This window comes from Brevundimonas vesicularis, from assembly GCF_044807075.1.
Taxonomy (GTDB): Bacteria; Pseudomonadota; Alphaproteobacteria; order Caulobacterales; family Caulobacteraceae; genus Brevundimonas; species Brevundimonas vesicularis_G.
On sequence record NZ_CP085234.1, the window covers coordinates 2301382 to 2326659 of the forward strand.

The 25278-nt window shown below is 65.1% G+C and carries 25 protein-coding genes; 1 reads left to right on the plus strand and 24 read right to left on the minus strand.

The features are described from left to right. Positions 1-27: 27 nt before the first annotated feature. The 7 genes from frr to dnaE all read right to left on the minus strand — a co-directional run bounded on the left by frr (position 28) and on the right by dnaE (position 8276). Positions 28-585, minus strand: coding sequence for a ribosome recycling factor (gene frr, locus LG306_RS11550; RefSeq protein ID WP_017503964.1), 558 nt, complete (start codon positions 583-585; stop codon positions 28-30). A 39-nt stretch (positions 586-624) separates the two neighbouring features. After that, entirely contained in the window at positions 625-1359 is a 735-nt protein-coding gene (pyrH, locus tag LG306_RS11555) for a UMP kinase (protein ID WP_404414601.1), read from the minus strand. 128 nt (positions 1360-1487) lie between these two features. Next, positions 1488-2429 (minus strand): translation elongation factor Ts, encoded by a 942-nt coding sequence (gene tsf, locus LG306_RS11560; RefSeq protein WP_039247421.1) that lies wholly within the window; start codon positions 2427-2429, stop codon positions 1488-1490. A 111-nt stretch (positions 2430-2540) separates the two neighbouring features. Beyond that, complete coding sequence (gene rpsB / locus LG306_RS11565) at positions 2541-3404, minus strand: 30S ribosomal protein S2 (RefSeq protein ID WP_017503967.1); 864 nt, start codon at positions 3402-3404, stop codon at positions 2541-2543. Positions 3405-3630: 226 nt separating this feature from the next. Then, positions 3631-4227, minus strand: a complete 597-nt coding sequence (locus LG306_RS11570; RefSeq protein ID WP_284877569.1) for a DUF4142 domain-containing protein — start codon at positions 4225-4227, stop codon at positions 3631-3633. A 99-nt stretch (positions 4228-4326) separates the two neighbouring features. Then, positions 4327-4713 (minus strand): DUF3224 domain-containing protein, encoded by a 387-nt coding sequence (locus tag LG306_RS11575; RefSeq protein ID WP_404414606.1) that lies wholly within the window; start codon positions 4711-4713, stop codon positions 4327-4329. Positions 4714-4811: 98 nt separating this feature from the next. Beyond that, positions 4812-8276 (minus strand): DNA polymerase III subunit alpha, encoded by a 3465-nt coding sequence (gene dnaE / locus LG306_RS11580; RefSeq protein WP_404414609.1) that lies wholly within the window; start codon positions 8274-8276, stop codon positions 4812-4814. A gap of 385 nt (positions 8277-8661) precedes the next feature. On the opposite strand from dnaE, the gene msrA reads away from it, so the two are divergent. After that, complete coding sequence (gene msrA / locus LG306_RS11585; protein ID WP_404414612.1) at positions 8662-9285, plus strand: peptide-methionine (S)-S-oxide reductase MsrA; 624 nt, start codon at positions 8662-8664, stop codon at positions 9283-9285. Between the two features lie 14 nt (positions 9286-9299). Here the strand turns inward: msrA and LG306_RS11590 are convergent, their stop codons facing one another. The 17 genes from LG306_RS11590 to nuoH all read right to left on the minus strand — a co-directional run bounded on the left by LG306_RS11590 (position 9300) and on the right by nuoH (position 25278). Then, positions 9300-10004, minus strand: coding sequence for an ABC transporter ATP-binding protein (locus LG306_RS11590; RefSeq protein ID WP_045811212.1), 705 nt, complete (start codon positions 10002-10004; stop codon positions 9300-9302). Beyond that, complete coding sequence (locus LG306_RS11595; protein WP_404414616.1) at positions 9997-11283, minus strand: lipoprotein-releasing ABC transporter permease subunit; 1287 nt, start codon at positions 11281-11283, stop codon at positions 9997-9999. Before LG306_RS11595 ends, LG306_RS11590 begins: the two co-directional genes overlap by 8 nt. Beyond that, positions 11280-12596: a proline--tRNA ligase gene (proS, locus tag LG306_RS11600; RefSeq protein ID WP_404414619.1), complete on the minus strand. Its 1317-nt coding sequence runs from the start codon at positions 12594-12596 to the stop codon at positions 11280-11282. The genes LG306_RS11595 and proS overlap by 4 nt, the downstream gene beginning before the upstream one ends. A 77-nt stretch (positions 12597-12673) precedes the next feature. Then, positions 12674-12940: a DUF1467 family protein gene (locus LG306_RS11605; RefSeq protein ID WP_017503976.1), complete on the minus strand. Its 267-nt coding sequence runs from the start codon at positions 12938-12940 to the stop codon at positions 12674-12676. A 9-nt stretch (positions 12941-12949) separates the two neighbouring features. Continuing rightward, on the minus strand, positions 12950-13288 hold the full coding sequence (locus LG306_RS11610; RefSeq protein ID WP_153922802.1) for a DUF3088 family protein: 339 nt from the start codon (positions 13286-13288) through the stop codon (positions 12950-12952). Between the two features lie 40 nt (positions 13289-13328). Next, on the minus strand, positions 13329-14237 hold the full coding sequence (locus tag LG306_RS11615; RefSeq protein WP_404414623.1) for a hypothetical protein: 909 nt from the start codon (positions 14235-14237) through the stop codon (positions 13329-13331). 56 nt (positions 14238-14293) lie between these two features. Continuing rightward, positions 14294-15967 carry a ribonuclease J gene (locus LG306_RS11620; RefSeq protein WP_295171128.1) on the minus strand — a complete coding sequence of 558 codons (1674 nt, stop codon included), beginning with the start codon at positions 15965-15967 and terminating at the stop codon, positions 14294-14296. Further along, positions 15968-16744, minus strand: coding sequence for a type III pantothenate kinase (locus tag LG306_RS11625; protein WP_404414628.1), 777 nt, complete (start codon positions 16742-16744; stop codon positions 15968-15970). It abuts the gene before it with no gap. Then, positions 16744-17493, minus strand: a complete 750-nt coding sequence (locus tag LG306_RS11630; protein WP_404414631.1) for a biotin--[acetyl-CoA-carboxylase] ligase — start codon at positions 17491-17493, stop codon at positions 16744-16746. Before LG306_RS11630 ends, LG306_RS11625 begins: the two co-directional genes overlap by 1 nt. Positions 17494-17497: 4 nt before the next feature. Next, positions 17498-18940 (minus strand): NADH-quinone oxidoreductase subunit NuoN, encoded by a 1443-nt coding sequence (gene nuoN / locus LG306_RS11635; RefSeq protein ID WP_404414634.1) that lies wholly within the window; start codon positions 18938-18940, stop codon positions 17498-17500. A 9-nt stretch (positions 18941-18949) separates the two neighbouring features. Next, the gene (locus LG306_RS11640) at positions 18950-20434 is read right to left on the minus strand and encodes an NADH-quinone oxidoreductase subunit M (RefSeq protein WP_404414637.1); all 1485 of its coding nucleotides are present in this window, start codon (positions 20432-20434) and stop codon (positions 18950-18952) included. A gap of 4 nt (positions 20435-20438) precedes the next feature. After that, a complete protein-coding gene (gene nuoL / locus LG306_RS11645) occupies positions 20439-22526 on the minus strand; it encodes an NADH-quinone oxidoreductase subunit L (protein WP_404414640.1) in 2088 nt (695 codons plus the stop codon). Between the two features lie 2 nt (positions 22527-22528). Further along, positions 22529-22834: an NADH-quinone oxidoreductase subunit NuoK gene (gene nuoK / locus LG306_RS11650; protein ID WP_039247409.1), complete on the minus strand. Its 306-nt coding sequence runs from the start codon at positions 22832-22834 to the stop codon at positions 22529-22531. Continuing rightward, positions 22834-23460: an NADH-quinone oxidoreductase subunit J gene (locus tag LG306_RS11655; RefSeq protein WP_017503986.1), complete on the minus strand. Its 627-nt coding sequence runs from the start codon at positions 23458-23460 to the stop codon at positions 22834-22836. The genes nuoK and LG306_RS11655 overlap by 1 nt, the downstream gene beginning before the upstream one ends. A 74-nt stretch (positions 23461-23534) precedes the next feature. After that, positions 23535-24026 carry an NADH-quinone oxidoreductase subunit NuoI gene (gene nuoI / locus LG306_RS11660; protein WP_017503987.1) on the minus strand — a complete coding sequence of 164 codons (492 nt, stop codon included), beginning with the start codon at positions 24024-24026 and terminating at the stop codon, positions 23535-23537. Further along, positions 24026-24205 carry a hypothetical protein gene (locus LG306_RS11665; RefSeq protein ID WP_137721549.1) on the minus strand — a complete coding sequence of 60 codons (180 nt, stop codon included), beginning with the start codon at positions 24203-24205 and terminating at the stop codon, positions 24026-24028. The genes nuoI and LG306_RS11665 overlap by 1 nt, the downstream gene beginning before the upstream one ends. Beyond that, positions 24205-25278 (minus strand): NADH-quinone oxidoreductase subunit NuoH, encoded by a 1074-nt coding sequence (gene nuoH / locus LG306_RS11670; RefSeq protein WP_039247406.1) that lies wholly within the window; start codon positions 25276-25278, stop codon positions 24205-24207. Before nuoH ends, LG306_RS11665 begins: the two co-directional genes overlap by 1 nt.

The following is a 25278-nucleotide window of genomic DNA, read 5'->3' on the forward strand; positions in this document are numbered from 1 at the left end:
ATCCCTTCCGGACCCAGCCGTTTCGCCTCAGACCTGCATGATCTCTTGTTCCTTGGTCTTCAAGGTCTCGTCGATGCGCTTGATGGCCGCGTCGGTGTCCTTCTGGACCTCGGTCTCCATCTTCTTTTGCTCGTCCTGGCTGATCTCGCCGGCCTTCTCGGCCTTCTTCAGGTCGTCGTTGGCGTCGCGGCGGACGTTGCGAACCGAGATTTTCTGCTGCTCGGCATATTTGCCGGCCAGCTTGACCAGGTCCTTGCGGCGTTCCTCGGTCAGAGGCGGCACCGGAATACGTAGGGTCTGGCCGTCCACGATCGGGTTCAGGCCTAGATTGGCATTGCGGATCGCCTTCTCGACGGCGACCACCATGCCCTTGTCCCAGACATTGACGCTCAGCATCCGCGGCTCGGGCACGCTGATCGCGGCGACCGCCGTCAGGGGCGAGGCCGAGCCGTAGGCTTCGACCCGCACGGGCTCCAGCAGGCCAGCGTTGGCGCGGCCGGTGCGCAGACCGCTGAACTCTTCCTTCAGAGCGGCGACGGAGCGATCCATGCGGTCGCGATAGGTCTTGAGGTCAGGCTTTGCCATGGTCTTGGTCTCTCTTGTCTTTCCTGGTCAGGCGAACGCTCAGGCGACGTCCTGAATGACCGTGAACGTGCCTTCGCCGGTCAGGGTCCGGCGCAGCGAATTGTCTTCCCGAATGGAGAAGACCACGATCGGTATCCCCGTGTCGCGCATCATGGCGATGGCCGAGGCGTCCATGACCCGCAAATCCTTGGCCAGAACATCCTGATAGGACAAGGTCTCGTAACGCGTCGCGTCGGGATCCTTCTTCGGATCGGCGGAATAGACCCCATCCACGCTGGTGCCCTTCAACAGCGCGTCGCAGCCCATTTCCGCTGCACGCAGCGCCGCGCCCGAGTCCGTGGTGAAGAACGGTGCGCCCACGCCGGCGGCGAAGATCACAACCCGCCCCTTTTCAAGGTGCCTTAGGGCGCGACGACGGATGTAGGGTTCAGCGATGGCCGCCATCGGAATGGCGCTCTGCACGCGGGTCGAGACGCCGATCTTCTCCAGCGCCGACTGCATGGCCAGGGCGTTCATGATGGTCGCCAGCATGCCCATATAGTCGGCCTGGGCGCGCTCCATGCCGGCCGCCGCCTTCGACAGACCGCGGAAGATGTTGCCGCCGCCGATGACCAGGCAGATTTCCACGCCCTCGGCCGCGACGTCCGCCACGGCCTTGGCCACCGCATCGACGGTCTTCATGTCGACGCCGAACGACTGGTCGCCCATCAGCACCTCGCCCGACACCTTCAGCAGGACGCGTTTGTAGCGGAAGGTCGAGGGGGCGTCGGGCATGCGGGAAGGTCCGTTTGACTGCGGCGCCATTGAATCAGGCGGCTTCTTATAGACGAAAGGCGCGCCGGCCATCAAAGCCGAACGCGCCCTTCTGATACAAAACCCTCACGAATGAGGGGAATGTTTTTTTAGTTGCCGCCCATCATGGAGGCGACTTCCGACGCGAAGTCGGGGCCTTCGACCTTCTCGACGCCTTCACCCAGCGCCAGGCGGACGAAGCCGGCCAGGTGCAGGTTGGAGGAGCCCAGTTCCTTGGCCGAGTTGGCGACCAGTTGTTCGATGGTCACGTCCGGATCCATGACGAACGGCTGCTTGGACAGCACCACGTCCTTCTGGAACTTGTTGATCTGACCTTCCACGATCTTTTCGATCATGGCTTCCGGGCGGCCTTCTTCCTTGGCCTTTTCGATCAGAACGGCGCGTTCCTTCTCGATGGCGGCGGGGTCCAGGTCGTCGGTGTTCAGCGACAGCGGCGCGGTGGCGGCGACGTGCATTGCGATCTTGCGGCCCAGTTCGCGAAGCGCGGTCTTGTCGCCCTCGCCTTCAAGAGCCACCAGCACGCCGATGCGGCCGACGCCCGGCGAAACCGCGTTGTGGACGTAGGTCGAGACGACACCTTCCGACACCGACAGGCGGGCGGCGCGGCGCAGTTGCATGTTTTCGCCGATGGTGGCGATCATGTTGGTCACTTCGTCCTGGACCGTCTTGCCGGCTTCCAGTTCGGCGCCGTGCAGGGCCTCCACCGAGTGGTGCTCCAGACCCAGCTGGGCGAACGATTTGGCGGCGTTCTGGAACAGCTCGTTACGGGCGACGAAGTCGGTTTCGGCGTTGAACTCGATGGCGGCGGCGACTTCGCCCTTGCCGTCTTCCTTCGACGCGACAGCGACCAGACCCTCAGCGGCGACGCGGTCGGCCTTCTTGGCGGCCTTGGACAGGCCCTTGGCGCGCAGCCAGTCGATTGCTGCTTCGATGTTGCCGTCGTTTTCGACCAGCGCCTTCTTGCAGTCCATCATGCCGACGCCCGAACGCTCGCGAAGCTCCTTAACGAGGGCGGCAGTGATCTCGGCCATGTTCTTCTCCTTGGGGGATTTCGTATGTGGGAACGGCCGGACTGATTTAGCCCGGCCGTGTGTCAGTTCGTCAGGCGGCGCTCAATCACGCGAACGCCGCCCGGCGGGCGATCAGCCCTCGGCCTTCTCGGTTTCGGCAGCCGGCTCAGCAGCGGCTTCCAGTTCGGCGGCGGCGCCTTCCGTGCCGGCCGGCGCGGCTTCGGCTTCAGCCTTGGGGGCCGAGGCTTCACGCAGCATCGGCTCGACCGGAGCTTCCGAAGCGCCCAGATCGATGCCCGAGGCCGAAGCGCCGGCGGCCAGGCCGTCCAGGACGGCGTCGGCGATCAGGTCGCAGTAGGTCTGGATGGCGCGGGCGGCGTCGTCGTTGCCGGGGACCGGATAGGTGATGCCGTCCGGGTCCGAGTTGGTGTCCAGGATGGCGATGATCGGGATGTTCAGCTTGCGGGCTTCCTGGATCGCGATCGCTTCCTTGTTGGTATCGATCACGAACATGATGTCCGGGATCGAGCCCATGTCCTTGATGCCGCCCAGCGACAGTTCCAGCTTGTCCTTCTCGCGCTGCAGGTTCAGCAGCTCTTTCTTGACGCGGCCTTCGCCGCCGTTTTCCAGAATGCCTTCCAGCTCACGCAGACGAGCGATCGAGCCCGACACGGTGCGCCAGTTGGTCAGCGTGCCGCCGAGCCAACGGTTGTTCATGTAGTACTGGGCGCAGCGCTTGGCGGCTTCGGCGACCGGCTCTGCGGCCTGGCGCTTGGTGCCGACGAACAGAACGCGACCGCCCTTGGCGGCGACTTCACGCACGGCCACCAGAGCCTGGTGGAACAGCGGCATCGTCTGCGACAGGTCGATGATGTGGATGTTCGAACGCGAGCCGAAGATGTAGCGGTCCATCTTCGGGTTCCAGCGGTGCGTCTGGTGGCCGAAGTGGGCGCCGGCTTCAAGCAGGGTGCGCATCGAGAATTCAGGCAGAGCCATGATCGTTCAGTCCTTTTTCCGATCAAACGTGGCGCGGGGGATTAAAGGTCTGACGACCCTCGGAATGGTGCGGATCGGGATGTCTCCCCGAAGCGCGCCTCTCCCGCGTTGCGAAATGCGGGGGCCATGTAGGCCGTATGGGCCGCAATAGCAAGCGCAGCCCTGCAAATGCGGAAAAGGCGGCCCCTTTCGGGACCGCCTTCGGTCAGCAACGCGACGGTTGCTTTTACTTCATCGCGTCCAGCAGGGTCCGGGCGCGGTCGCGGTGCGCGGTGACGGGCGTTACCAGCTCGCGCGCCAGGGTGGCCAGAGCCGGCGCTTCGGTGTTGTCGGCAAAGCCGTTCAGCAGGGTCAGCGTCTCGTTGTGAGCCGTGACCTGCTGATCCAGATAGACCTTGTCGAAGTCGTCCGGCGTCGCGGCGTTCAGATTGTCGATCAGGCCCTTGCGGCGTTCGTCCAACGTCGTGGGGATGGCGACGTTCGGCGCGGCGGTCGCCTGAGCGGCGGCCAGCTTCTCGCCGGCGGCGGTGTGATCCTTGGTAATCATCGCGGCCAGCGCCTTCACGTCGGCATTCTTGGACTTGGCGGCGGCGATCTTGGCGGCTTCCAGCTCATACATATTGCCGGTGCCCAGGCCGGTGACGAAACCGTCGACGGTGTTGGCGCCCATGGTCATGGCCGAGGTCTGGCCGACGACGCCGGACGTGGCGTCTTGGGTGGCGTTGACCGCCTCGCCGGTGTTCTGGGCGGCGCTGTCGCCACCCTGGTTGCAGGCGGCGAGGAGGGCCAGAGAGGCGACGCTGGCGATGGCGAGATATTTCATTGGAACAGTCTCCCTATGGACTGACCAAACCCATCACGCGTCCGTGAGGTTCCCAAAAATCAAAAGCTTGACCATTGATCCGAAGCTCACAGTCGACTGTCAGGGAAGCCTATATTCTAGATCATAGCGATGGACGCCGCCTTCGATCTTCAAATGGAAGACGCCCGCAATCCCCACCAAATCGCCTTCGCCGGAACCGGAGACGATGGTGATCAGCAACTCCTGGCTGCCCGCCTCCATGACCCCTCGATGGACCAAGGCGAAGGCGCCGTGTCGTCCGTTCAGCACCCCTGAGACGCGTTCCATCGCGACATAGGCGCCAGAGCCATTGTTCAGGAGACCCAGCATCTCGCCGGCGCCCTCGCCTTCCAGATCTCCGTGAAAGGTCTTGGATAAGCGCATCCGGCCCGGCGTTCCGGCGAGCGCGTCGCTCTCGGCCGCGACGGGCGTCATCTGAACCTCGAAGGTTCCGACAGCGTGGAACATGGTCTGGTTTTCCATTGAAGCAAGGGGGTTTGGGACTGCAGCGGCCGAGGGACCAGCCCCGGCCAGAGCCAAGCCGAACATCAACGCGGCGACGCACATCAGGCGTCTTCCAGCATGACGACGCCCGGCGCCGACTTCAACGCGCCGCGCAAGGCGCCGTCCAGGCGATAGCGGCCGGGAATCTTGATCTCGACCTCGCGCCCCTGATCGAGGCCCGCGATCATCAGCGACACTTCGCCCCCCTTGCCGATCGCGCCCGATCGCGCGCGTTCCAGCCGCGCCTTCAGCGCCTCGGCGTCCGCGCTGCGGGCCGAGACATGGATGCGCAAACCGATGTTGGCGTCGTCCAGCAGATTGTCCATTTGCGAGGCGTCGTCGCCGAAGAAGCGCACCTCCCCTTCCGACGACTTGGCGCGCACCCGCACCATGACCGAGGCGCCGGGCTCCAGCACCTCGCGGCATTTGCGCAGTTGTTCGGGCGGGAACAGGCATTCGAACTCGCCGGTCGGGTCCGAGAAGGTCACGAAGGCGAACTTCTCGCCCGTCCGCGCGCTGGCCCGTTCCTGCTTGCGGCGCACGACGCCGGCCATCTGGAACGCCTCGTGACCGGACTCAGCCAACGGAATTGCCTCAGCGACGAAGGTGACGCGCTTCCGCTTCAACGCCGAAGCCATTTCGTCCAGCGGGTGGCCCGACAGATAGAAGCCGACCGCCGACAGCTCGTGATCCAGCCGCTCCGGACCGACCCAGGGCTCGACGCTCTTCAGACGCGGGCGCGCGGCATGCGCCTGATCGCCGCCGAACAGCGATACCTGCGACGAGGCGCGTTCGGCCGCCACGCTCTGGCAATAGGCCATCAGAACGTCGGCCTGTTCCAGCAACTGACGCCGGTTGGGGTGGATGCTGTCGAAGGCGCCGGCTTTGGCCAGACCTTCCAGCGCGCGCTTGTTGACGCTGCGCGGATCGACGCGCTCGAGGAAGTCGAAGATGTCGGCGAACCGCCCGCCCGTCTCGCGCACCTCGATGACGTGTTTCATCGCCTCGAGACCCACGTTTCGGATCGCGCCCAGGGCGTAGAGCACCGCCCCCTTGTCGTCGTCCCAGGCCACGTCGAAGTCGGCCGAGGAGCGATTGATGTCGGGCGCCAGGACCGGCACGTCGAACCGTTTGGCGTCCTGATAGAAGACCGCCAGCTTGTCGGTGTTCGACAAGTCCAGGCTCATGGACGCCGCGAAGAACTCGACCGGCTGATTGGCCTTCAGCCAACCCGTCTGGAACGAGATCAGGGCGTAGGCGGCGGCGTGGGACTTGTTGAAGCCGTATCCGGCGAACTTGGCGACCAGGTCGAAGATGGAGCCGGACTGCGATTCCGGCACGGCCTTCTCGGCGGCACCCTTGACGAAGCGAAGGCGCTGGAAATCCATCTCCTCCTTCTTCTTCTTGCCCATGGCCCGGCGCAGCAGGTCGGCCTCGCCCAAGCTGTAGCCCGCCAGGATCTGGGCGATCTTCATCACCTGTTCCTGGTAGATGATGACGCCGTAGGTCTCGGTCAGCACCTCTTTCAGGCTGGGGTGCAGATAGTCGACATCGGCGCGCCCGAATTTGCGGTCGATGTAGGTGTCGATCATCTCCATCGGCCCCGGCCGATAGAGCGAAATCAGGGCGGTGATCTCTTCGATGGAGCCGCAGCGCATCTTGCGCAGGGTGTCGCGCATACCCTGGGATTCAAGCTGGAATACCCCGACCGTCTGGCCAGAGGCCATCAGTTCATAGGTGCGCGCATCGTCCAGCGGCAGGCTGTTCCAGTCTTTCGCTGCGCCGCGCCGTTCGAGATAGCCGCGCGCCCGATCCAGCACCGTCAGCGTTTTCAGGCCCAGGAAGTCGAACTTCACCAGGCCAGCCGGCTCGACCCATTTCATGTTGAACTGGGATGCCGGGATGGTTGAGCGCGGGTCCTGATAAAGCGGCACCAGTTCCGTCAGAGGCCGGTCGCCGATGACGATGCCCGCGGCGTGGGTCGAGGCGTTGCGGTATAGTCCCTCCAGCTCCAGCGCGGTTTCCAGCAGGGTCTTCACCGCCGGCTCGGCGTCGCGCGCCTCCTTCAGGCGCGGCTCGATGTCGATGGCCTGGGCCAGGGTGACGGGCGCGGCCGGGTTGTTCGGCACCATCTTGCAGAGCCGGTCGACCTGACCCAGCGGCATCTGCAGCACCCGGCCCACGTCGCGCAGCACGGCCCGCGCCTGCAAGGTGCCGAAGGTGATGATCTGGGCCACCCGGTCCTTGCCGTAGCGGTCCTGCACATAGTCGATCACCTCTTCGCGCCGCTCCTGGCAGAAGTCGATGTCGAAGTCAGGCATGGAGACGCGTTCGGGGTTCAGGAATCGCTCGAACAGCAGGCCGAACCGCAACGGGTCCAGATCGGTGATGGTCAGGGACCAGGCGACCAGAGAGCCGGCGCCGGAGCCCCGCCCAGGCCCCACGGGAATGCCGTGGGTCTTGGCCCATTTGATGAAGTCCGACACGATGAGGAAGTAGCCGGGGAAGCCCATCTGCTGGATGATCCCGACCTCCCATTCCAGGCGGGTCCAGTATTCCTCTTCCGGCACGGCCGGCGTGACCTCGGTCAGGCGGACCTTCAGCCCCTCGCGCGCCTGGTGGGCCAGCTCGTCGGCCTCGGAGCGCCCGGCCCCAGTGTCGAAACGCGGCAGGATGGGCGCGTGCGTATTGACCAGGAAGGCGCAGCGCCGCGCGATGTCGATGGTGTTGTCGCAAGCCTCGGGCAGGTCGGCGAACAGCTCGCGCATGACGGCGGCGGGCTTGAACCAGTGTTCGCCGGTGATGCGGCGGCGATCCTCTTGGCCGGTGAAGGCGCCGTCGGCGATGCACAGCAGGGCGTCGTGAGACTTCGCCTGCGCCGTCTTGGCGTAATAGACGTCGTTGGTGGCGACCAGCGGCACGTCGTTGGCATAGGCCCATTCGACCAGCCCCGGCTCAGCGCGCTTTTCGTCCTCCAGCCCGTGGCGTTGCAGTTCGACGTAGAAGCGGTCGCCGAACGCCGCCTTCATCGCCGACAGGGCGGCGGCGGCTTCGGTCTTCTTGCCTTGGGCGAACAGCGGATCGATCGGTCCGTCCGGGCCGCCGGACAGCAGGATCAGGCCTTCGGAGCGGGCGACCACCTGCTCCCAGGCCACGCCCGGCTCGGCCATTTCTCCGGCATCCAGATAGGCGGATGACGACAACGCGCACAGGTTCAGCCACCCGGCCGTATCCTGGGCCAGCAGAACCACGGTCGGAACCTTGGCCCAGCGGGCGTTGATCTGGCCGCCGATGCCGAAGACCGGCAGGGCGCAGGCCACGAGCGGCTGAACGCCTGCATCCTTCGCCGTCTGGCTGAACTCCAGCGCGCCGAACAGGTTGGCCCGGTCCGCCACCCCGACCGCCGGCATTCCGGCGTCGGCCGCCAGCTTGCCGACCTTGGCCGCCTTGATCGCGCCTTCCAGCAGCGAATAGGCCGAACGGACCCGCAGATGGACAAAACCCTGACTGTTCACCGGCTCGTTCACGCCTTCTTCGACCCTGGCCCGCTGAAGAGCCCTACCCTATCTTGAGTCTCATATCGGGTGGCGTGCGGCCATCGCAAACCGGTCGCCCCACAGATCGGCTGTGGATTGCTGGCTTCAGACGGTCCTCGAAAAAACACCGTCTAAAGTATCTAATTCGTCTGATCTCAGGCGGTGACGCTGATCGCCACGGTCCAGACCATCCAAACGAAACCGCCGCACGACGCCAGCGACAGCATATCCCTCATCAAACGCGGCATGACCTTGGCTCCGAGACATCCGATATGTTCTGCTAATGTTCTATGTTGGCGTTTTGTTCCGGTCAAGACGTTCTTGGTGAAACCGTTTGCGCGTCGCCGTCGTAGTCAATGCAACAGGAGATGAGACCATGTCCCTTCGCACGAATGCCCTCGCCGCTGTTGCATCCTTGACCGTCGTTGCCCTGGCGATCGGCGCGCCCCTGGCCCGTCAGGCCGAGGCGCAGACGGCGCTTCAGACCGCGATCTTCGCCGGCGGCTGCTTCTGGTCGGAGGAGAAGGCCTTCGACTACGTGCCGGGGGTGCGCTCGGCCGTGTCGGGCTTCGTCGGGGGCCATACCGCCAATCCGACCTATGAGCAGGTGGTGCGTGGCGGCACCGGCCATATGGAGGCGGTTCAGGTGACCTTCGATCCGCGTGTGGTCAGCTATCGCACCTTGGTCGATCGCTACTGGCGCACCATCGACCCGACCGATCCCAACGGTCAGTTCTGCGACCAGGGTCCGTCCTATCGATCCGCCGTCTTTGCAACAGCGGCCCAACGCGCGGACGCCGTCGCCTCGCGCGATGCGGCCATGCGGGTGCTGAGAAAGAGCTTCACCACGCCGGTCGTCGGCGCCCAGCGGTTCTGGCCGGCGGGCGAGGAACACCAGAACTACGCCAAACGCCACGCCGCCAGCTATCAGGCCTACCGGATCGGATGCCGCCGCCCCGAACGCCTGCGAGCGATCTGGGGCGACGCCGCCGTCAGCTGATCGACGGGCGTGGCTCAGTAAGCGTGGCTCTGGGCCTCGCGCTGTTCCAGATGACCGTCCTTCAGCGCAAAGACGCGGTCCATATGGCCGGCCAGCTCCATATTGTGGGTGGCGATCAGGGCGGCGACGCCCGTGGTCTTGGCCAGGTTGCGCAGGGATTCGAACACCGACTGGCTGGTGGTCGGATCCAGATTGCCGGTCGGCTCGTCGGCCAGCAGCAGCCGCGGGCCGTTGGCGAGGGCCCGTGCGATCGCGACGCGCTGCTGTTCACCGCCGGACAGCTGAGCCGGCTGGTGCGTCAGCCGTTCGCCTAGCCCCAGGGCCGTCAACGTGACCTCGGCGCGCTTGCGCGCCTCGTCTTGGGACACGCCTGCGATCCGCATAGGCAGGGCGACATTGTCGCGCGCGTCGAACTCGGGCAGCAGGTGGTGGAACTGATAGACGAAGCCGATCCGGCCCAGGCGCAGGCGTGTGCGGGCGCGCTCGTCCAGATCACCGACCTGTTCGCCGTCGATGGCGACCGTGCCGCTGGTGGGTTTCTCCAACAGGCCGGCGGCGTGCAGCAGCGACGACTTGCCCGAGCCCGACGGCCCGATCAGCCCGACCAGTTCGCCGGGATAGACGTCCAGATCGACGCCCTTCAGCACGGTCAGGCCGCCCTGGGCGGTGTCATAGGTGCGGGTCAGGCCGCGCACCGAAAGGATGGGAGCCTTACTCATAGCGCAGCGCCTCCACGGGATCGATGCGAGACGCGTTCCAGGACGGCGGCAGGCTGGCGATACAGCTCATCAACAGGGACCAGAAGGCCACCCAGGTCACGTCCACCGGATCGACCAGGGCCGGGATGGCGTCCAGCATATAGACGTCGGAATCGAACAGCTTGGTCTGCAGCACGAACTCCAGGAAATGCTGGATCGAACCAATGTTCCAGCAGAACAGCAGACCCAGGATCAGCCCTGCGATGGTGCCCGCCACCCCGATCATGGCGCCGGCCATGAAGAAGACGCGCAGGATCGCCGAGGGGCTGGCGCCGATGGTGCGCAGGATGGCGATGTCGCGACCCTTGTTCTTCACCAGCATGACGATGCCGGAGATGATGTTCATGGCGGCGATGGCGACGACGAGGCCCAGGATGATGCTCATGGCCACGCGTTCGACCTTCAGCGCGCCATAGAAGGCGGCGAGACGCTCGCGCCAGTCGCTGACGACCGAGCCGGGACCGGCCGCGTCGCGGATGGCGGCGGTCAGGGCGCCGACCTGATCGGGATCGTCCACCTTGATTTCGATCGCGTCCCAGACCCCTTCCTTGCCGAAGAAGAGCTGCTGCTGCTCCAGCGGCATGAAGATGAAGGCGCGGTCATAGTCGGCGGCGCCCGAACGGAACAGGCCGCCGACGAAATAGGTCTTCTCAAGTCCGCCGAGGTTGCCGAAAGCGCTGTCGGCTCCGGTCGGTGAATACAGGGTCACCGGATCGCCGACGCGCAGGCCCATGGAATTGGCCAGGGCCGCGCCGACCAGAATGCGGTCGCCGCCATAGGGCCCCTTGCCGAAGCTGGCGCGCTCCTGCGGGGTTAAGCTGTCGAAGACATACTGGGTCTTGGCCAGATCCTCAGGGCGGATGCCCTTGGCGATGGCGCCGGTCGTATAGCTGCCGACGCGGATCAGGCTTTGCGCCTCGTTCAGCGGACTGGCGCTGGCGACGCCGGGCACGGCCTGGATGCGCTTAAGGGCGGCTTCGCGATCCGGCGAGGTCAGGACCTGACCCTGCACATACATGTGCCCGTTGAAGGCCAGCATGCGGCCCAGCAGTTCGCTGCGGAAACCGGACATGATGCTCATCACGCTGATCAGCACGGCGACGGCCAGCATGATGCCGATGAAGCTGATGACGGCGATGGTGGCGACGCCGCCTTCCTTGCGCTTGGCGCGCAGGTAGCGCAGGGCCAGGCCGATCTCCCACGAGGAGAAGGCGCCGGACGGACGAGACGGCAGGCTCAAGCGGTCAGCCTTTCGATAGCTTCGGCGAGCGGCACGGACACCTTCTCGCCAGTGGCGCGGCGTTTCAGTTCGACCACGCCGTCCGCCAGCCCCTTCGGACCGATGGTCAGCTGCCACGGCACGCCGATCAGGTCGGCGGTGGCGAACTTGCCGCCGGGACGTTCGTCGGTGTCGTCGTAGAGGACGTCCTTGCCGAGCTTTTCAAGCTGGGCCACCGCGTCTTCGCAGGCGGCCGAGACAGCCTGATCGTTGGCGCGCAGATTGATCACGACCACGTCGAACGGCGCGACCGCATCGGGCCAGATGATGCCGCCGGCGTCGTGGCTCGCTTCGATGATGGCCCCCAGCAGGCGCGACACGCCGACGCCATAGCTGCCCATGTGGACCTCGGCGTCCTGACCGTCGGGCCCGGCGACCTTGGCCTTCATCGGGGCGGAGTATTTGGTGCCGAAGTAGAAGATGTGGCCGACCTCGATGCCGCGCGCCGAAAGGCGGTCGCCCTCGGCGGTCTTGGCCTCGAACTGCGCCGGATCGTGCATCTCTTCGGTGGCGGCGTAGAGGGCGGTGCGTTCGTCGAAGACGGCCTGGACGGCTTCCGGGCTGAAGTCGTCGCCAGGCGCGGGCATCTCGACCAGTTTGCGGTCGCAGAAGACCTCGCTCTCGCCAGTTTCGGCCAGGACGATGAATTCGTGGCTCAGATCGCCGCCGATGGGGCCGGTGTCGGCGCGCATCGGCACGGCCTTCAGGCCCATGCGGGCGAAGGTGTTCAGATAGGCGACGAACATGCGGTTGTAGGCGACCCGGGCCGCGGCCTCGTCCACGTCGAAGGAATAGGCGTCCTTCATCAGGAACTCGCGCCCGCGCATCACGCCAAAGCGCGGACGGCGCTCGTCGCGGAACTTCCACTGGATGTGAAACAGGTTCAACGGCAGCGACTTGTAGGACTTCACATAGGCCCGGAAGATATCGGTGATCATCTCCTCGTTGGTCGGTCCGTACAGCAGCTCGCGCTCATGCCGGTCGGTGATGCGCAGCATCTCGGGGCCGTAGGCGTCATAGCGGCCGCTCTCGCGCCACAGGTCGGCCAGTTGCAGCGTCGGCATCAGCAATTCGACCGCGCCGGCCCGCATCTGCTCCTCGCGCACGATCTGCTCGATCTTGCGCAGCACCTTCAGACCCAGCGGCAGCCAGGCATAGATGCCGGCGGCCTCCTGCTTGATCATGCCGGCGCGCAGCATCAGCTGATGCGAGACGATCTGGGCGTCCGAAGGGGCTTCCTTCAGCGTGGGCAGGAAAAAGCGCGACAGGCGCATGGTCGGGAATCCTAGGCGTAGAGACGGAACAAGGCTTTAGCCGCTCGGACGGGTCGAAAGCTAGGCCGATGCGTCGTTTAGACGGCCGGGCCGCTGGCGAAGTTCGGCAGGGGCAGCCAGCCCGTGAAGATCAGCACCATCACGAACGCCCAGACCAGGGCCGAGACCCAGGTCGTCGTCAGGAACTTCTTCTTCAGATTGGGCGTCTTGGGCGCGCCCCATTGTGAGCCGTCGGTCGGCGGCTCGTGCGTCTCGCTGGCCGTGCCCAGCGGCAGCACGGCGAACAGGACCGTCCACCAGGCGATAATGTAGATGCCGACCATGGTGAAGACGCCGATGGGCATGACGGACCTCTAGGGATGGGGCCGGCCGACGCCGTAGCGGGCCGCCAGATAGGGAGCGATGGCGTGATCCTGAAGAAACCGCCGGCCGGTCGTTTCGCTGACCTCGGCCTCGGGCCAATCCAGCTCGCCGTCCAGGATCAGGATTGGGCAGCTCTGATGGGCCTCGCCGACTTGGTCGATGACCGGCTGGCGTGGGCGCGGATGGTCCAGATAGACGACATCGAGCGCGTCGCGAAGCTGAGGATAGAAGGCCAGGACACCCTCGATATAGGCCCCGGGCGGGCAGAACCACGGACCGCCCTGATCGTCGTGCCAGTCGGGGTTCAGCAGGAAGAGTCGCTCGGTCATCGGCGTGGATATATCCGAGTTGAGGCCGTCGGCGCGACCGCTATTCGCACGATGCGCCAAACCCCGGCGCTCTTAGCGCCAGAAGGATCGAAGAGCGCGCCTGCTGGGTAATCGCCCCGGCGCCTTGCAGCACGCAGCCGACCGCCGTGTTCGAGTTGGGCGCCAGAAGGCCGTAGGTCAGACCTTCCCGCGCCAGGCGCGCCTGGGCGCCCTTCAACGTCTCGACGGCCGTCGCGACGCGCGCCCAGTCATTGGTGATGCGGGTCATCTCGTGCAGCGCCTCGCCCGAACTGGGAAAGTCATAGGCGTTCGGATCGAACGGCGCGATCTCGGCCGACAACCGCTCGGGATGAATGTCGATGCCGAACTTGGCGTTCTGGCTGGCGGAGAAGGCGATGGCCGGCCCGATTTCCGGCACGACCAGAATATAGGCATGGCGCGGAAACAGCAGATAGTGCGCCATGAACTTGGTCACCGGCACCAGCGGCATCCCGTCCGGTCCCAGCGCATGGGCGCCGACATAGACGCCCGACGGCACGCTGCGCGCATCGATCCGGCCGTTCAGCTTCAGGATACGATCAACCATGACGTGGTCGAGCAGAAAGACGCCGTCCTCCGCCTCGCGCTCCAGATAGGCGTGGATGGCGGCGGTGTCAGGCGCTGGTCCCAGATCGTGGCCATAGACGGTCGGAAAGGCGGTCGGCGACATCGGCTGGCCGTCGGGCGGGCTGAACCACAGCACGCGCAGTTCGTGAACTGTCCGCGCCAGGGGATCTTCGCCCCGGAAGGTCGACAGGCTGAGCACCAGATTGACGACGGCGAACAGGGCGACGAAGCCAACCAGCCCCTGCCCCGCAATCACCGCCCACCGCCGCCAACCGCGCAGCGGATGACGGGCGTGCCGGATCCGCTCCAGCAGGCGGCGCGCACGGGCAGGCTTTTTCGACATGCGTTTCCCCGACCGTTCAGGCGCACGACCAATGCGCCCAAACGGTCAAGGTTGCATCAGACGCGCAGGACGACCGTCTCGACGATGGGACGACGATCCCAGATCTGCTGGCTGGCCTTTTTCAGCACGCGGGCGACAGCCTGTTCGATGACCATTTCATCGTCCAGCGCATCGCCTTTCAGGCTCTTGACCACCTGTTCGACGCGCTCGGCCAGTTTGTCCAGCGCATCGCCGAGCGGCGTGGCCGTATCGCCGGGCAGGCCGACGCTGCGGATGTCGATGTCACTGGCGATGCGACCGCGCTTGTCTAGGGCGAAGCTGACGATCAGCACGCCGTTGGTCGAGGCGTGACGACGTTCCTTCAGGGCCTCGCCCTGCTCGGTCACCAGCATGCCGCCGTCGACATAGAGGCGACCGTTCGGCACCTCGTCGATGATCTTGGCCGGGCCAGGGGCCAGGCGAACCATGTCGCCGTTCCGCGGCGTCACCGTTTCGGGAACGCCCATGTCCTTGGCCAGGTTGGCGTGTTCCAAGAGGAAGCGACGCACGCCGTGGGTCGGCACCGCGATCTGCGGCCGCGCCCATTCGTACATTTGCTTCAGCTCGTCACGGCAGGGGTGGCCCGAGACGTGAATGCCGGGGTGATCCTTCTCGGTGTAGAGACGCACGCCGCGGTCCGCGAGGCGGTCCTGCAGATTGCCGATCGCCAGTTCGTTGCCGGGGATCTGGCGCGACGAGAAGATGCAGTGGTCGCCCAGACCCAGTTTCACGACCGGGTGGGTGCCGTCGGCGACGCGCGACAGGGCCGCCCTCGCCTCACCCTGGCTGCCGGTGCACAGGTACAGGATTTCATCGGCGGGCCAGACGCGGGCCTCCTCGTCCGACAGGAAGGGCTTCACGTCCTTCAGCATGCCGACGTGTTTCGCGGCCGCTGTGATCCGGTGCATCGAACGGCCGGCCAGGGCCACGCGACGCCCGCAGGCCTCAGCGGCGCGGATCACACTGTCCATACGGGCGACGTTGGAGGCGAAACAGCCGACGGCGACGCGCCCCTTCAGGCTGGCGATTAGCTTTGAGATGGCGACGGCGACATCGCCCTCGGACCCGGCGACGCCCGGCACGAAGACATTGGTCGAATCGCAGACCATGGCCAGCACGCCTTCGTCGCCCAGGGCGCGGATGACGGGGGCGTCGGTCTTGGTCCCGATCACCGGCTGGTCGTCGATCTTCCAGTCACCGGTGTGGAACACCATGCCCAGCGGCGTATCGATGGCCAGGCCGCTGGGCTCGGCGATCGAGTGGGTCATGTTGACGAAGGTCACCCCGAACGTGCCGATATCGACGGTCCCGCCCAGCGGAACCTCGATCAGCTCGACCTCGTCCAGAATGCCGCGCTCGCGCAGCTTGTCGCGGATCAGATAGGCGGTGAAGGGCGTGGCGTAGATCGGTGCCTTGATGCGCGGCCACAACCAGCCCAGAGCGCCGATGTGATCCTCGTGCGCGTGGGTCAGCACGATGCCCTTGATGTTCTCACCCTCCAGGAAGGTGGGATCGGGCACGATCACATCCACGCCGGGCGTGGACAGATCACCGAATGTGACGCCGACATCGACGATCAGCCATTCGCGGTTCGCCTCTGGGCCGAAGCCATAGGCGTTCAGGTTCATACCGACCTCGTCCGAGCCGCCCAGCGGCAGGAAAACGAGTTCGTCTTGGGTTTGCTTTTTCATTCAATTAGTCAAATGGGCGTTACGACGCCAGATTTCGAGGAGGCCGCGAATAGTCAGGTCGGGATCGAAGTGATCGATGCTGTCGGTCGCCCCTTCGAACAGGCTGGCGACCCCGCCGGTGCCGACGACGGTCATGGGCTTGCCCCACTCCGCCTTGATGCGCCCGACCAGGCCTTCGATCAACGAGATATAGCCCCAGAAAACGCCGGACTGCATGGCCTCGACCGTGCCCTTGCCGATGACGTGTTCGGGTTTTTGAATGGCGATGCGCGGCAGTTTGGCGGCAGCTTCATGTAGGGCCTGAAGCGACAGATTGATGCCGGGCGCGATCAGACCGCCCTCGAAGGCGCCGTCGCCCGAAACGATGTCGAAGGTCGTCGCCGTGCCGCTGTCGATCAGCAGAAGGTCGCCGGGATACATCAGCGAGGCGCCCACAGCGTTCACCAGACGATCGGCGCCCGCCTCGCTGGGCTTGGCGATCCGCACCTCTATGCCCAGTTCGGCGTTCTCGCCGATGACCAGAGGTTCGATGTTCAGATAACGCCGCGCCAGGTTGCGCAGGTTGAAGATCGACTGGGGCACGACGCTGGAGATGATGCAGCCGCCGAGCGCGTCGAACTTCAGCCCCTTCATCACCATCAGCTGGTTCAGCCAGACGGCGTATTCGTCGGCCGTGCGACTGGCCTCGGTCGCGGCCCGCCATTGGGCGATCCAGTCCGAACCGTCGTGGACGGCGAACAGCGTATTGGTGTTGCCCTGCTCAATGGCGAGAAGCATTAGGCGGCTTTCCCGAAGAAGACATCGCCCGCGGAAATCAAACGCACGGAGCCGTCGGCCAGACGCAGACGCAGGGCGCCGTCCGGCTCCACGCCCTCGGCCAGACCCTCGATGGTCTCATTGTCCAGACGCGCGACGCACGGTCCGTTCAGGCCCGTCAAACGACTGGTCCAGGCGTCGAGCACAGGCTCGAAGCCCATTGTCTGCCAGCGCCCCCACCAGACGGCGAAGGTCTCGGCCAGGATTTCGGCAGCGGCCTCAATCGGCGGGACATAGGCCAGGTCAGAGCGGAGACGCTCGGCAACCGAGGTCGCCCCCCGTTCGGTGCCCTCGGGCGCATGGGCCAGGTTCACGCCGATGCCGACCGCCAGCCAGAGGTCGCCGTTCGCATGCCGGCCGGATTCGACCAGGATGCCCGACACCTTGACCCCGTCCAGGAGGACGTCGTTGGGCCATTTGATCGAAACGAGCGCGGGCGAAACGAAGACGTCCAGCAGGTCTGCGACGGCCAGGGCCGCGATAAAGGTGGCCTGGGCCGCCTCGGCCGCCGACTTGGGCGTGGTGATCAGAAGGGTGGCGGCCAGATTGCCCTGATCGGTGTCCCACTTGCGACCCCGCCGACCGCGACCGGCGGTCTGGCGGCGCGCCACAATCCAGCGCGGGCCCGCCTCTCCGGCCTCGGCGAGGCGGCGCGCCTCGGCGTTGGTCGAGTCGATCTCGTCGAGGATGACCAGTGGGACGGGCGCCAACGCCCTACCCGTTCCCGAAGCCGGCGCTCGCAGCCTTGGTCAGCGGCTCCAGCCAGGTCAGACCGACGATCACCAGCGGGAAGGCGAAGGCGGCGCAGGCCCAGCCGATCCACTTCGCCTCGACCGGCGCGGCATCGGTGGCGATGTCATCGACCGGCGGATCGAACCACATCAGCTTGATGATGCGCAGATAGTAGAAGGCGGCGACGACCGAGGCGACAAGACCGGCGGCCGCAACGGGCCACAGTCCCGCATCGGCGGCGGCGCCGAACACATAGTATTTGCCCCAGAAGCCCGAGAACGGCGGCATGCCCAGGACCGACAGCGACAGAATGGTCAGGGCGACGGCCGTCAGCGGACGATCCTTCGTCAATCCGGCCAGATCGGCGATGCGGCGAATCGGACGGCCCGACTTGGACAGGCTGAGCAGGATGGCGAAGAAGCCCAGCTGGTCGACGACATAAAGCGTCATGAACATCAGCATGGCCTGCAGGCCCTCGGCCGTGCCCGCCGCAATACCCAGCAGCGCGTAACCGATGTTGGCGATCGAGGAATAGGCCAGCAGGCGCTGGATGTCCTTTTGAGCCAGACCGCCAAAGGCGCCGACGACGAAGCTGATCAGGGAGATGGCGATCAGGACCTGCGACCACTGCGCGTGGGCGTCGCCGAAACCGTTTTCCAGCGCGCGAGCGATCAGCACCATGGCCGCCACCTTGGGCGCCGTGGCGAACAGGGCCACGACCGGCGTCGGCGCGCCTTCATAGACGTCGGGCGTCCACATGTGGAACGGCGCGGCCGATACCTTGAACGCCAGGCCGCAGATCAGGAAGACCAGGCCGAAGACCAGGCCCGGGCCGGGATTGTCGGCGGCGACGGCGGCGATGTCCTCGAACCGCATCGAGCCGGCGAAGCCGTAGATCAGGCTGGCGCCATACAGCAGCAGACCCGACGACAGCGCGCCCAGGACAAAATACTTCAGGCCCGCTTCCGACGCCTTGACGTCGTTGCGGTGGAAGGCGGCGAGCACATACAGGGCCAGCGAGTGCAGCTCGATCCCGACGTACATGGAGATCAGGTCGCCCGAAGACGCCATCATCCCCATGCCGGCCGAGGCCAGCACGATCAGGACCGGATATTCGAACTTGGCGATGCGCGTGCGCTTCATCCAGCCGTCACCCAGCACGACCGCAACGGCGGCCGACAGATAGATCAGGCTCTTGGCGTAGATGGCCAGCGGATCGGCGACATAGGCGCCGTTGAAGGCGACGCCCCACGGTCCGACGATCGAGATGACCGACGCGGCGATCAGCAGCAGGACCGACAGGATCGAGACCAGACGGGCGCTCTTGTCGCCCATGAAGGCGCCGACCATCAGCAGGACCAGGGCGCCGACCGCAAGGGTGACTTCCGAGGCGGCGAGATGCAGGGCGGAGGATAGATCAGGCATCTGTAAGTCTCACCCGCCGATCGCGGCGCGATACGCGCTGGTCAGGGCCTCGACGGCAGGCCCGGTGTAATCGAGGACGGAGGCCGGATGGACCCCCAGCCAGATGGTGCCGACGATCAGGGGCACGAACAGCAGCAGTTCGCGCTTGTCGATGTCGGTGATGGTCTCAAGCTTCGGATTGGTGATCTCGCCGAACATGACCGCGCGGTACAGGGTCAGGGCATAGACCGCCGAGAAGATGACGCCCGAGGCCGCGACCAGCGCGGCCCAGGTCGAGGCGTTGTAGGCCCCGGTCATGGTCAGCACTTCGCCGATGAAGCCCGAGGTGCCCGGCAGACCGACGTTGGCCATGGTGAACATCAGGAAGATGGCGGCGTACCAAGGCATCTTGGACGTCAGGCCGCCGTAGAAGGCGATCTCGCGAGTGTGCATCCGGTCGTAGACGACGCCGACGCACAGGAACAGCGCGCCCGAGATCAGGCCGTGGCTGATCATCTGGAAGATGGCGCCCTGCATGCCGATGTCGTTGCCGGCGAAAATGCCCAGGGTCACAAAGCCCATGTGGGCCACGGACGAATAGGCGATCAGCTTCTTGATGTCCGTCTGACGCCAGGCGACCAGCGACGTATAGACGATGGCGATCACCGACAGGGTGAAGACCAGCGGCCGGAACATCTCCGACGCCATCGGGAACATCGGCACGTTGAACAGGATGAAGCCGTATCCGCCCAGCTTCAGCAGAATGCCCGCCAGGATGACCGAACCGGCCGTCGGTGCCTGAACGTGGGCGTCAGGCAGCCAGGTGTGGACCGGCCACATCGGCATCTTGACCGCGAACGAGGCGAAGAAGGCCAGCCACAGGATCGGCTGGACGGCCGGATCGAAGGCGAAACGCTTCAGCTCGGGAATGCTGGTGGTGCCCGCCTCATGCGCCATCCACAGCATGGCGAGCAGCATCAGGACGGACCCCAGCAGGGTGTAGAGGAAGAACTTGTAGGCCGCATAGATGCGGTTCTGACCGCCCCAGATGCCGATGATCAGGAACATCGGGACCAGCGTGCCTTCGAAGAAGATGTAGAAGAGGAACAGGTCCAGCGAGGTGAACACCCCGATGACCAGCGTCTCCAGCACCAGGAAGGCGATCATATATTCGACGACGCGCGTCTCGACCGACTTCCAGCTGGCCAGGATGCAGATCGGCATCAGGAAGGCCGTCAGCAGCACGAACAGGATCGAAATCCCGTCGACGCCCAGGTGATAGCTGGCGCCCGCGAACCACGGAACCATCTCCACGAACTGATAGCCGGTGTTAGCCGGATCGAAGCCGGCGACCAGCACGACCGACACCGCCAGGGTCATCAGGGTGGTGATCAACGCGATCCAGCGCGCGGCCGGCGCGGTCGCGTCGGCCGACTTTGACGTCAGCCGGGCGGCGAAGATCGCCAGGGCCCCGACCAGGGGCAGGAATGTAACGAGGCTCAGGATGTAGGGCACGAGATCAGGCTCCCCACGCGAGGATGGCGAAGGTGAGCAGACCAGCCACCCCGAGCAGCATCACGAAGGCGTAGTGATAGACATAGCCGGACTGGATCTTGCCCAGTCGAGCGGCGGATTTCAGCGACACCCAGGCGGCGCCGTTCGGGCCCAGACCGTCGATGATCTTCACGTCGCAGATCTTCCAGAAGAAGTTCCCGATGGCGCGGAAGCCGCGCACGAAGACGAAGTCGTACAGTTCGTCGAAATACCACTTGTTGTAGAGGAAGCGGTAGATGACGCCGTTCCGCTCGGCCATGCGACGGCCCATGCCCTCGCGAGCGACGTAGATCCAATAGGCGAAGGCGGTGCCGATCAGCGTCAGGATCAGCGGCGACCATTTCACCCAGGTCGGAACGTCGTGGCTTTCGTGCAGGACGTGGTTGTTCGCGCCGGTGAAGATCGCGCCGCGCCAGAACTCGCCCTCGTGGTGGCCGATAAAGTGCGGCGCGAAGGCGAAGCCGGCCGCGACGGCGCCGACGGAAAGCAGGATCAGCGGGATCAGCATGACCAGCGGGCTCTCATGGGGCTTCAGCGGACCATGATGACCGTGGTCGTCATGCGCGTGATCATCGTGATGATCGCCGACGGGTTCGGAATGGGTTTCCAGCTGGGCGTGGGAAGCGTGGTCGTCAGCATGATGGGCGTCGCCCTCTTCCTTCCACACCGGCTTGTTGTGGAAGGTCATGAAGACCAGGCGCCACGAATAGTAGGCCGTCAGACCGGCGGCGATGATGCCGACGAAGAAGGCGAACAGACCGATAGCCGAGTGACCCGAGGCCGCCGAGGCATAGGCGCTCTCGATGATCGAATCCTTGGAGTAGAAGCCGGCGAAGCCGCCGACGCCGGGGATGCCCAGGCCGGTGATGGCGATGGTGCCGATGGTCATCACCGCATAGGTGACCGGCAGCAGCTTCCACAGGCCGCCCATCTTCCGCATGTCCTGCTCGTGGTGCATGCCGTGGATGACCGAGCCGGCGCCCAGGAACAGCAAGGCCTTGAAGAAGGCGTGCGTGAACAGGTGGAACATGGCCGCCTGATAGGCGCCGACGCCCGCCGCAAAGAACATGTAGCCCAGCTGCGAACAGGTCGAATAGGCGATGACGCGCTTGATGTCGTTCTGGGTCAGGCCGACCGTGGCGGCGAACAGGGCCGTGATCGCGCCGATGATGGCGATGATCTGCGACGCGCCCGGCGCATATTCATAGATCGGGCTCAGCAGGCAGACCATGTAGACGCCGGCGGTGACCATGGTCGCGGCGTGGATCAGCGCCGAGACCGGGGTCGGGCCTTCCATCGCGTCCGGCAACCAGGTGTGCAGGAAGAACTGGGCCGACTTGCCCATGGCGCCGATGAACAGCAGGAACCCGGCCAGATCCAGCGCGGACCACTGGACGCCCAGGAACTCCCACGTCGTGCCGGCCTTGGTGGCGATCAGCGGGAACAGCTCGGCGAAGTTGATGGTGCCGTACATCCAGAAGATCGTCATGATCCCCAGCACGAAACCGAAGTCGCCGACGCGGTTGACGACGAAGGCCTTGATGGCGGCGGCGCTGGCCGTCGGCTTCTTGAACCAGAAGCCGATCAGCAGATAGGACGCCAGGCCCACGCCCTCCCAGCCGAAGAAGATCTGCATGAAGTCAGCCGCCGTCACCAGCGCCAGCATCATGAAGGTGAACAGCGACAGATAGGCGAAGAAGCGCGGCCGGCTGTCGTCCTCGGCCATGTAGCCCCAGGAATACAGGTGAACCAGCGAGGACACGCTGGTGACCACGATCAGCATGGTCGCCGACAGGGCGTCGATGCGGATCGACCAGGCCGACTGGAAGTCGCCGACATTGATGAAGGGCGCCAGGCGGATGGTGAAGGGTGCCAAATGGCCCCAGGTCCATTGGCCGAACACCGTCCAGGCCACAGCGCACGAGAAGAACAGCAGGCCGGTCGTGACGGCCTGCGAGGGGATGTTGCCGATCCGGCGTCCGAAGAAGCCGGCGATGGCCGCGCCCAGCAGCGGGGCGAAAATCCCGAGAATGACGAGGGTATGGAAGGTCACGCTCAGCCCTTCATCACGGAGGCGTCGTCCACGGCGATGTCGCCGCGGTTACGGAAGAAGGTCACCAGGATCGCCAAGCCGACGGCGGCCTCGGCCGCGGCGACGGTCAGGACGAACATCGCCATGATCTGCCCGCTGATCTCGTTCAGATAGGCCGAGAAGGCGACGAAATTGATGTTCACCGCCAGCAGGATCAGCTCGATCGACATCAGGATGATGATGACGTTCTTGCGGTTTACGAAGATGCCGAACACCCCGATGGTGAACAGGATCGCAGCGACCGTCAGATAGTGGGTCAGACCGATCATCAGAGAAGCTCCTCGGCGCTGACGCCTTCGCCCGTGGCGGCGGACTTGATCTCGACCGACTTGCGACGGTCGCGGTTCACCTGGTCGCCGGGGTTCTGGCGTTTGATGTGCGGCTTGTGGCGCAGGGTCAGGGTGATGGCGCCGATCATCGCGATCAGCAGCACGATCCCGGCGGCCTGGAAGAAATAGACATAGTCTGTGTAGAGCACGCGGCCGATCGCCTCGACGTTCGTCACGCTGGCGTCCGGCGCGCCCGGCGCCGGCAGGCCCGCAGCGGCGCCGCCCTGAACCACGGCGACCGAGACGATGATCATCTCGACCAACAGCACGGCGGCGATAATGGCGCCCAGCGGCAGATAGCGCGCGTAGCCTTCGCGCAGCTTCAGGAAGTCCACGTCCAGCATCATGACGACGAACAGGAACAGCACCGCGACCGCGCCCACATAGACGACGACCAGCAGCATCGCCAGAAACTCGGCGCCGAGCAGGACGAACAGACCCGCCGACGAGAAGAAGGCCAGGATCAACCACAGCACGCTGTGCACCGGGTTGCGCGCGGTCACGACCAGAAGGCCGGAAACCGTGGCGACCGCCGCCAGCAGATAGAAGGCTATGCCTTGCAGCATGTCGGGACGAAGCCCCTTTCGTATCGGCCGCGACCCCGTTTCAGGAATCGCCGACCCGTTTAGCGAGATGCGCCTTAGCGGTAAGGCGCGTCGAGTTCCAGATTCTTGGCGATCTGCCGTTCCCAGCGGTCGCCGTTATCGAGCAGGCGTTGCTTGTCGTAGAGCAGCTCTTCGCGCGTCTCGACGGCGAACTCCGAGTTCGGCCCTTCCACGATGGCGTCCACCGGGCAGGCCTCCTGGCACAGGCCGCAGTAGATGCACTTGACCATGTCGATGTCATAGCGGGTCGTGCGGCGGCTGCCGTCGGCGCGCGGTTCGGCCTCGATGGTGATGGCCTGGGCCGGGCAGATGGCTTCGCAGAGCTTGCAGGCGATGCAGCGTTCCTCGCCGTTCGCATAGCGACGCAACGCATGCTCGCCGCGGAAGCGCGGCGATTGCGGATTGCGCTCGAACGGATAGTTCACCGTCATCTTGGGACGGGCCATATATTTCAGCGACAGACCGATGGCGCCGATGACGTCCAGCATCATCGCGCCCTTGGTCGCCTGGACGATACGGGTGAACATCAGGGCTTATCCTTGGGGGCGGGCGTCGTCTTGGGGGCGGTCTGGCTCGCGCGCCAGTCCTGTTCGATGCGGTCCTGGCGTTGCTGCCATTGATAGCTCGACTCGGGCATGCGCGACGCGTCGGGCGCGCAGGCGGCGGTCATCGTCAGAAGACCGAGGCCGATGATGAGGCCGCGCATCACGACCCCACCACGAAGACGCGCCAGGCCGACACGATCACGACCGCGACCAGCGACGTCGGCAGGAAGATCTTCCAGCCCAGACGCATCAGTTGGTCATAGCGATAGCGCGGCACGAACGCCTTCACCATCGAGATCATGATGAACCAGAAGACCGTCTTGGCCATGAAGGTCAGCAAATAGATCGTGTAGGCGATCCAGGCCGGCAGCCCATCCATCCAGGCCTGCGGCACGCCGGGGTTCCAGCCGCCGAAAAACAGCAGGCTGATCATCGCCGACATGAAGACGATGTTGACGTACTCGCCCATCATGAACAGCAGATACGGCGTCGAGCTGTATTCGACCTGATAACCGGCGACCAGTTCGGACTCGGCCTCGGGCAGGTCGAACGGCGGGCGGTTGGTCTCGGCCAGGGCCGAGATGAAGAAGATGATAGACATCGGGAACAGGATCACCACCAGCGGCCAGGTGTCGGCGCCGCCGCCGAAGCCGTACCAGTTCCAGAACATGCCCTTCTGGCTGTCGACGATGGCCGACAGGTTCATGGTGCCGGCCAGCAGGATCACATTGATGATGATCAGGCCCAACGAGACTTCATAGGACACCATTTGCGCCGCTGAACGCAGCGAGCCCAGGAACGGATACTTCGAGTTCGAAGCCCAGCCGCCCATGATGATGCCGTAAACGCCCAGCGACGAAACCGCGAAGATGTACAGGATGCCGACGTTCAGGTCCGACACCACCCAGCCGGGCGCGAACGGAATGACCGCCCAGGCCATGAAGGCCAGGATGACGGTGATGATCGGCGCGATGATGAAGACCGCCTTGTCCGCGCCGGCCGGGATCACAACCTCCTTCAGCACGAACTTGATCATGTCCGCGAAGGATTGAAGCAGGCCGAAGGGACCGACGACGTTCGGACCCTTGCGCATCTGCACGCCGGCCCAGACCTTGCGGTCGGCCAGCAGCAGGAAGGCGACGGCGATCAGCACGCCGACCGTGATCAGCAGGACCTGGCCGACCGTAATCAGCGTCCAGCCCAGAGGCGTGGCCCAGAAGGAAACGGGGTCCAT

Bases quoted from the DNA above. Each gene is read 5' to 3' on its own strand.
- LG306_RS11590 (WP_045811212.1), bottom strand. From the start codon at position 10,004: ATGAGTAAGGCTCCCATCCTTTCGGTGCGCGGCCTGACCCGCACCTAT.
- LG306_RS11575 (WP_404414606.1), bottom strand. From the start codon at position 4,713: ATGTTCCACGCTGTCGGAACCTTCGAGGTTCAGATGACGCCCGTCGCG.
- nuoN (WP_404414634.1), bottom strand. From the start codon at position 18,940: ATGCCTGATCTATCCTCCGCCCTGCATCTCGCCGCCTCGGAAGTCACC.
- proS (WP_404414619.1), bottom strand. From the start codon at position 12,596: ATGCGCCTGTCGCGCTTTTTCCTGCCCACGCTGAAGGAAGCCCCTTCG.
- LG306_RS11665 (WP_137721549.1), bottom strand. From the start codon at position 24,205: ATGCGCGGCCTCATCATCGGCCTCGGTCTTCTGACGATGACCGCCGCC.
- nuoI (WP_017503987.1), bottom strand. From the start codon at position 24,026: ATGTTCACCCGTATCGTCCAGGCGACCAAGGGCGCGATGATGCTGGAC.
- LG306_RS11620 (WP_295171128.1), bottom strand. From the start codon at position 15,967: ATGAAAAAGCAAACCCAAGACGAACTCGTTTTCCTGCCGCTGGGCGGC.
- msrA (WP_404414612.1), top strand. From the start codon at position 8,662: ATGTCCCTTCGCACGAATGCCCTCGCCGCTGTTGCATCCTTGACCGTC.
- nuoH (WP_039247406.1), bottom strand. From the start codon at position 25,278: ATGGACCCCGTTTCCTTCTGGGCCACGCCTCTGGGCTGGACGCTGATT.
- LG306_RS11610 (WP_153922802.1), bottom strand. From the start codon at position 13,288: ATGACCGAGCGACTCTTCCTGCTGAACCCCGACTGGCACGACGATCAG.
- pyrH (WP_404414601.1), bottom strand. From the start codon at position 1,359: ATGCCCGACGCCCCCTCGACCTTCCGCTACAAACGCGTCCTGCTGAAG.
- LG306_RS11605 (WP_017503976.1), bottom strand. From the start codon at position 12,940: ATGCCCATCGGCGTCTTCACCATGGTCGGCATCTACATTATCGCCTGG.
- LG306_RS11625 (WP_404414628.1), bottom strand. From the start codon at position 16,744: ATGCTTCTCGCCATTGAGCAGGGCAACACCAATACGCTGTTCGCCGTC.
- LG306_RS11655 (WP_017503986.1), bottom strand. From the start codon at position 23,460: ATGCTGCAAGGCATAGCCTTCTATCTGCTGGCGGCGGTCGCCACGGTT.
- LG306_RS11570 (WP_284877569.1), bottom strand. From the start codon at position 4,227: ATGAAATATCTCGCCATCGCCAGCGTCGCCTCTCTGGCCCTCCTCGCC.
- tsf (WP_039247421.1), bottom strand. From the start codon at position 2,429: ATGGCCGAGATCACTGCCGCCCTCGTTAAGGAGCTTCGCGAGCGTTCG.
- rpsB (WP_017503967.1), bottom strand. From the start codon at position 3,404: ATGGCTCTGCCTGAATTCTCGATGCGCACCCTGCTTGAAGCCGGCGCC.
- nuoK (WP_039247409.1), bottom strand. From the start codon at position 22,834: ATGATCGGTCTGACCCACTATCTGACGGTCGCTGCGATCCTGTTCACC.
- LG306_RS11615 (WP_404414623.1), bottom strand. From the start codon at position 14,237: ATGTCGAAAAAGCCTGCCCGTGCGCGCCGCCTGCTGGAGCGGATCCGG.
- frr (WP_017503964.1), bottom strand. From the start codon at position 585: ATGGCAAAGCCTGACCTCAAGACCTATCGCGACCGCATGGATCGCTCC.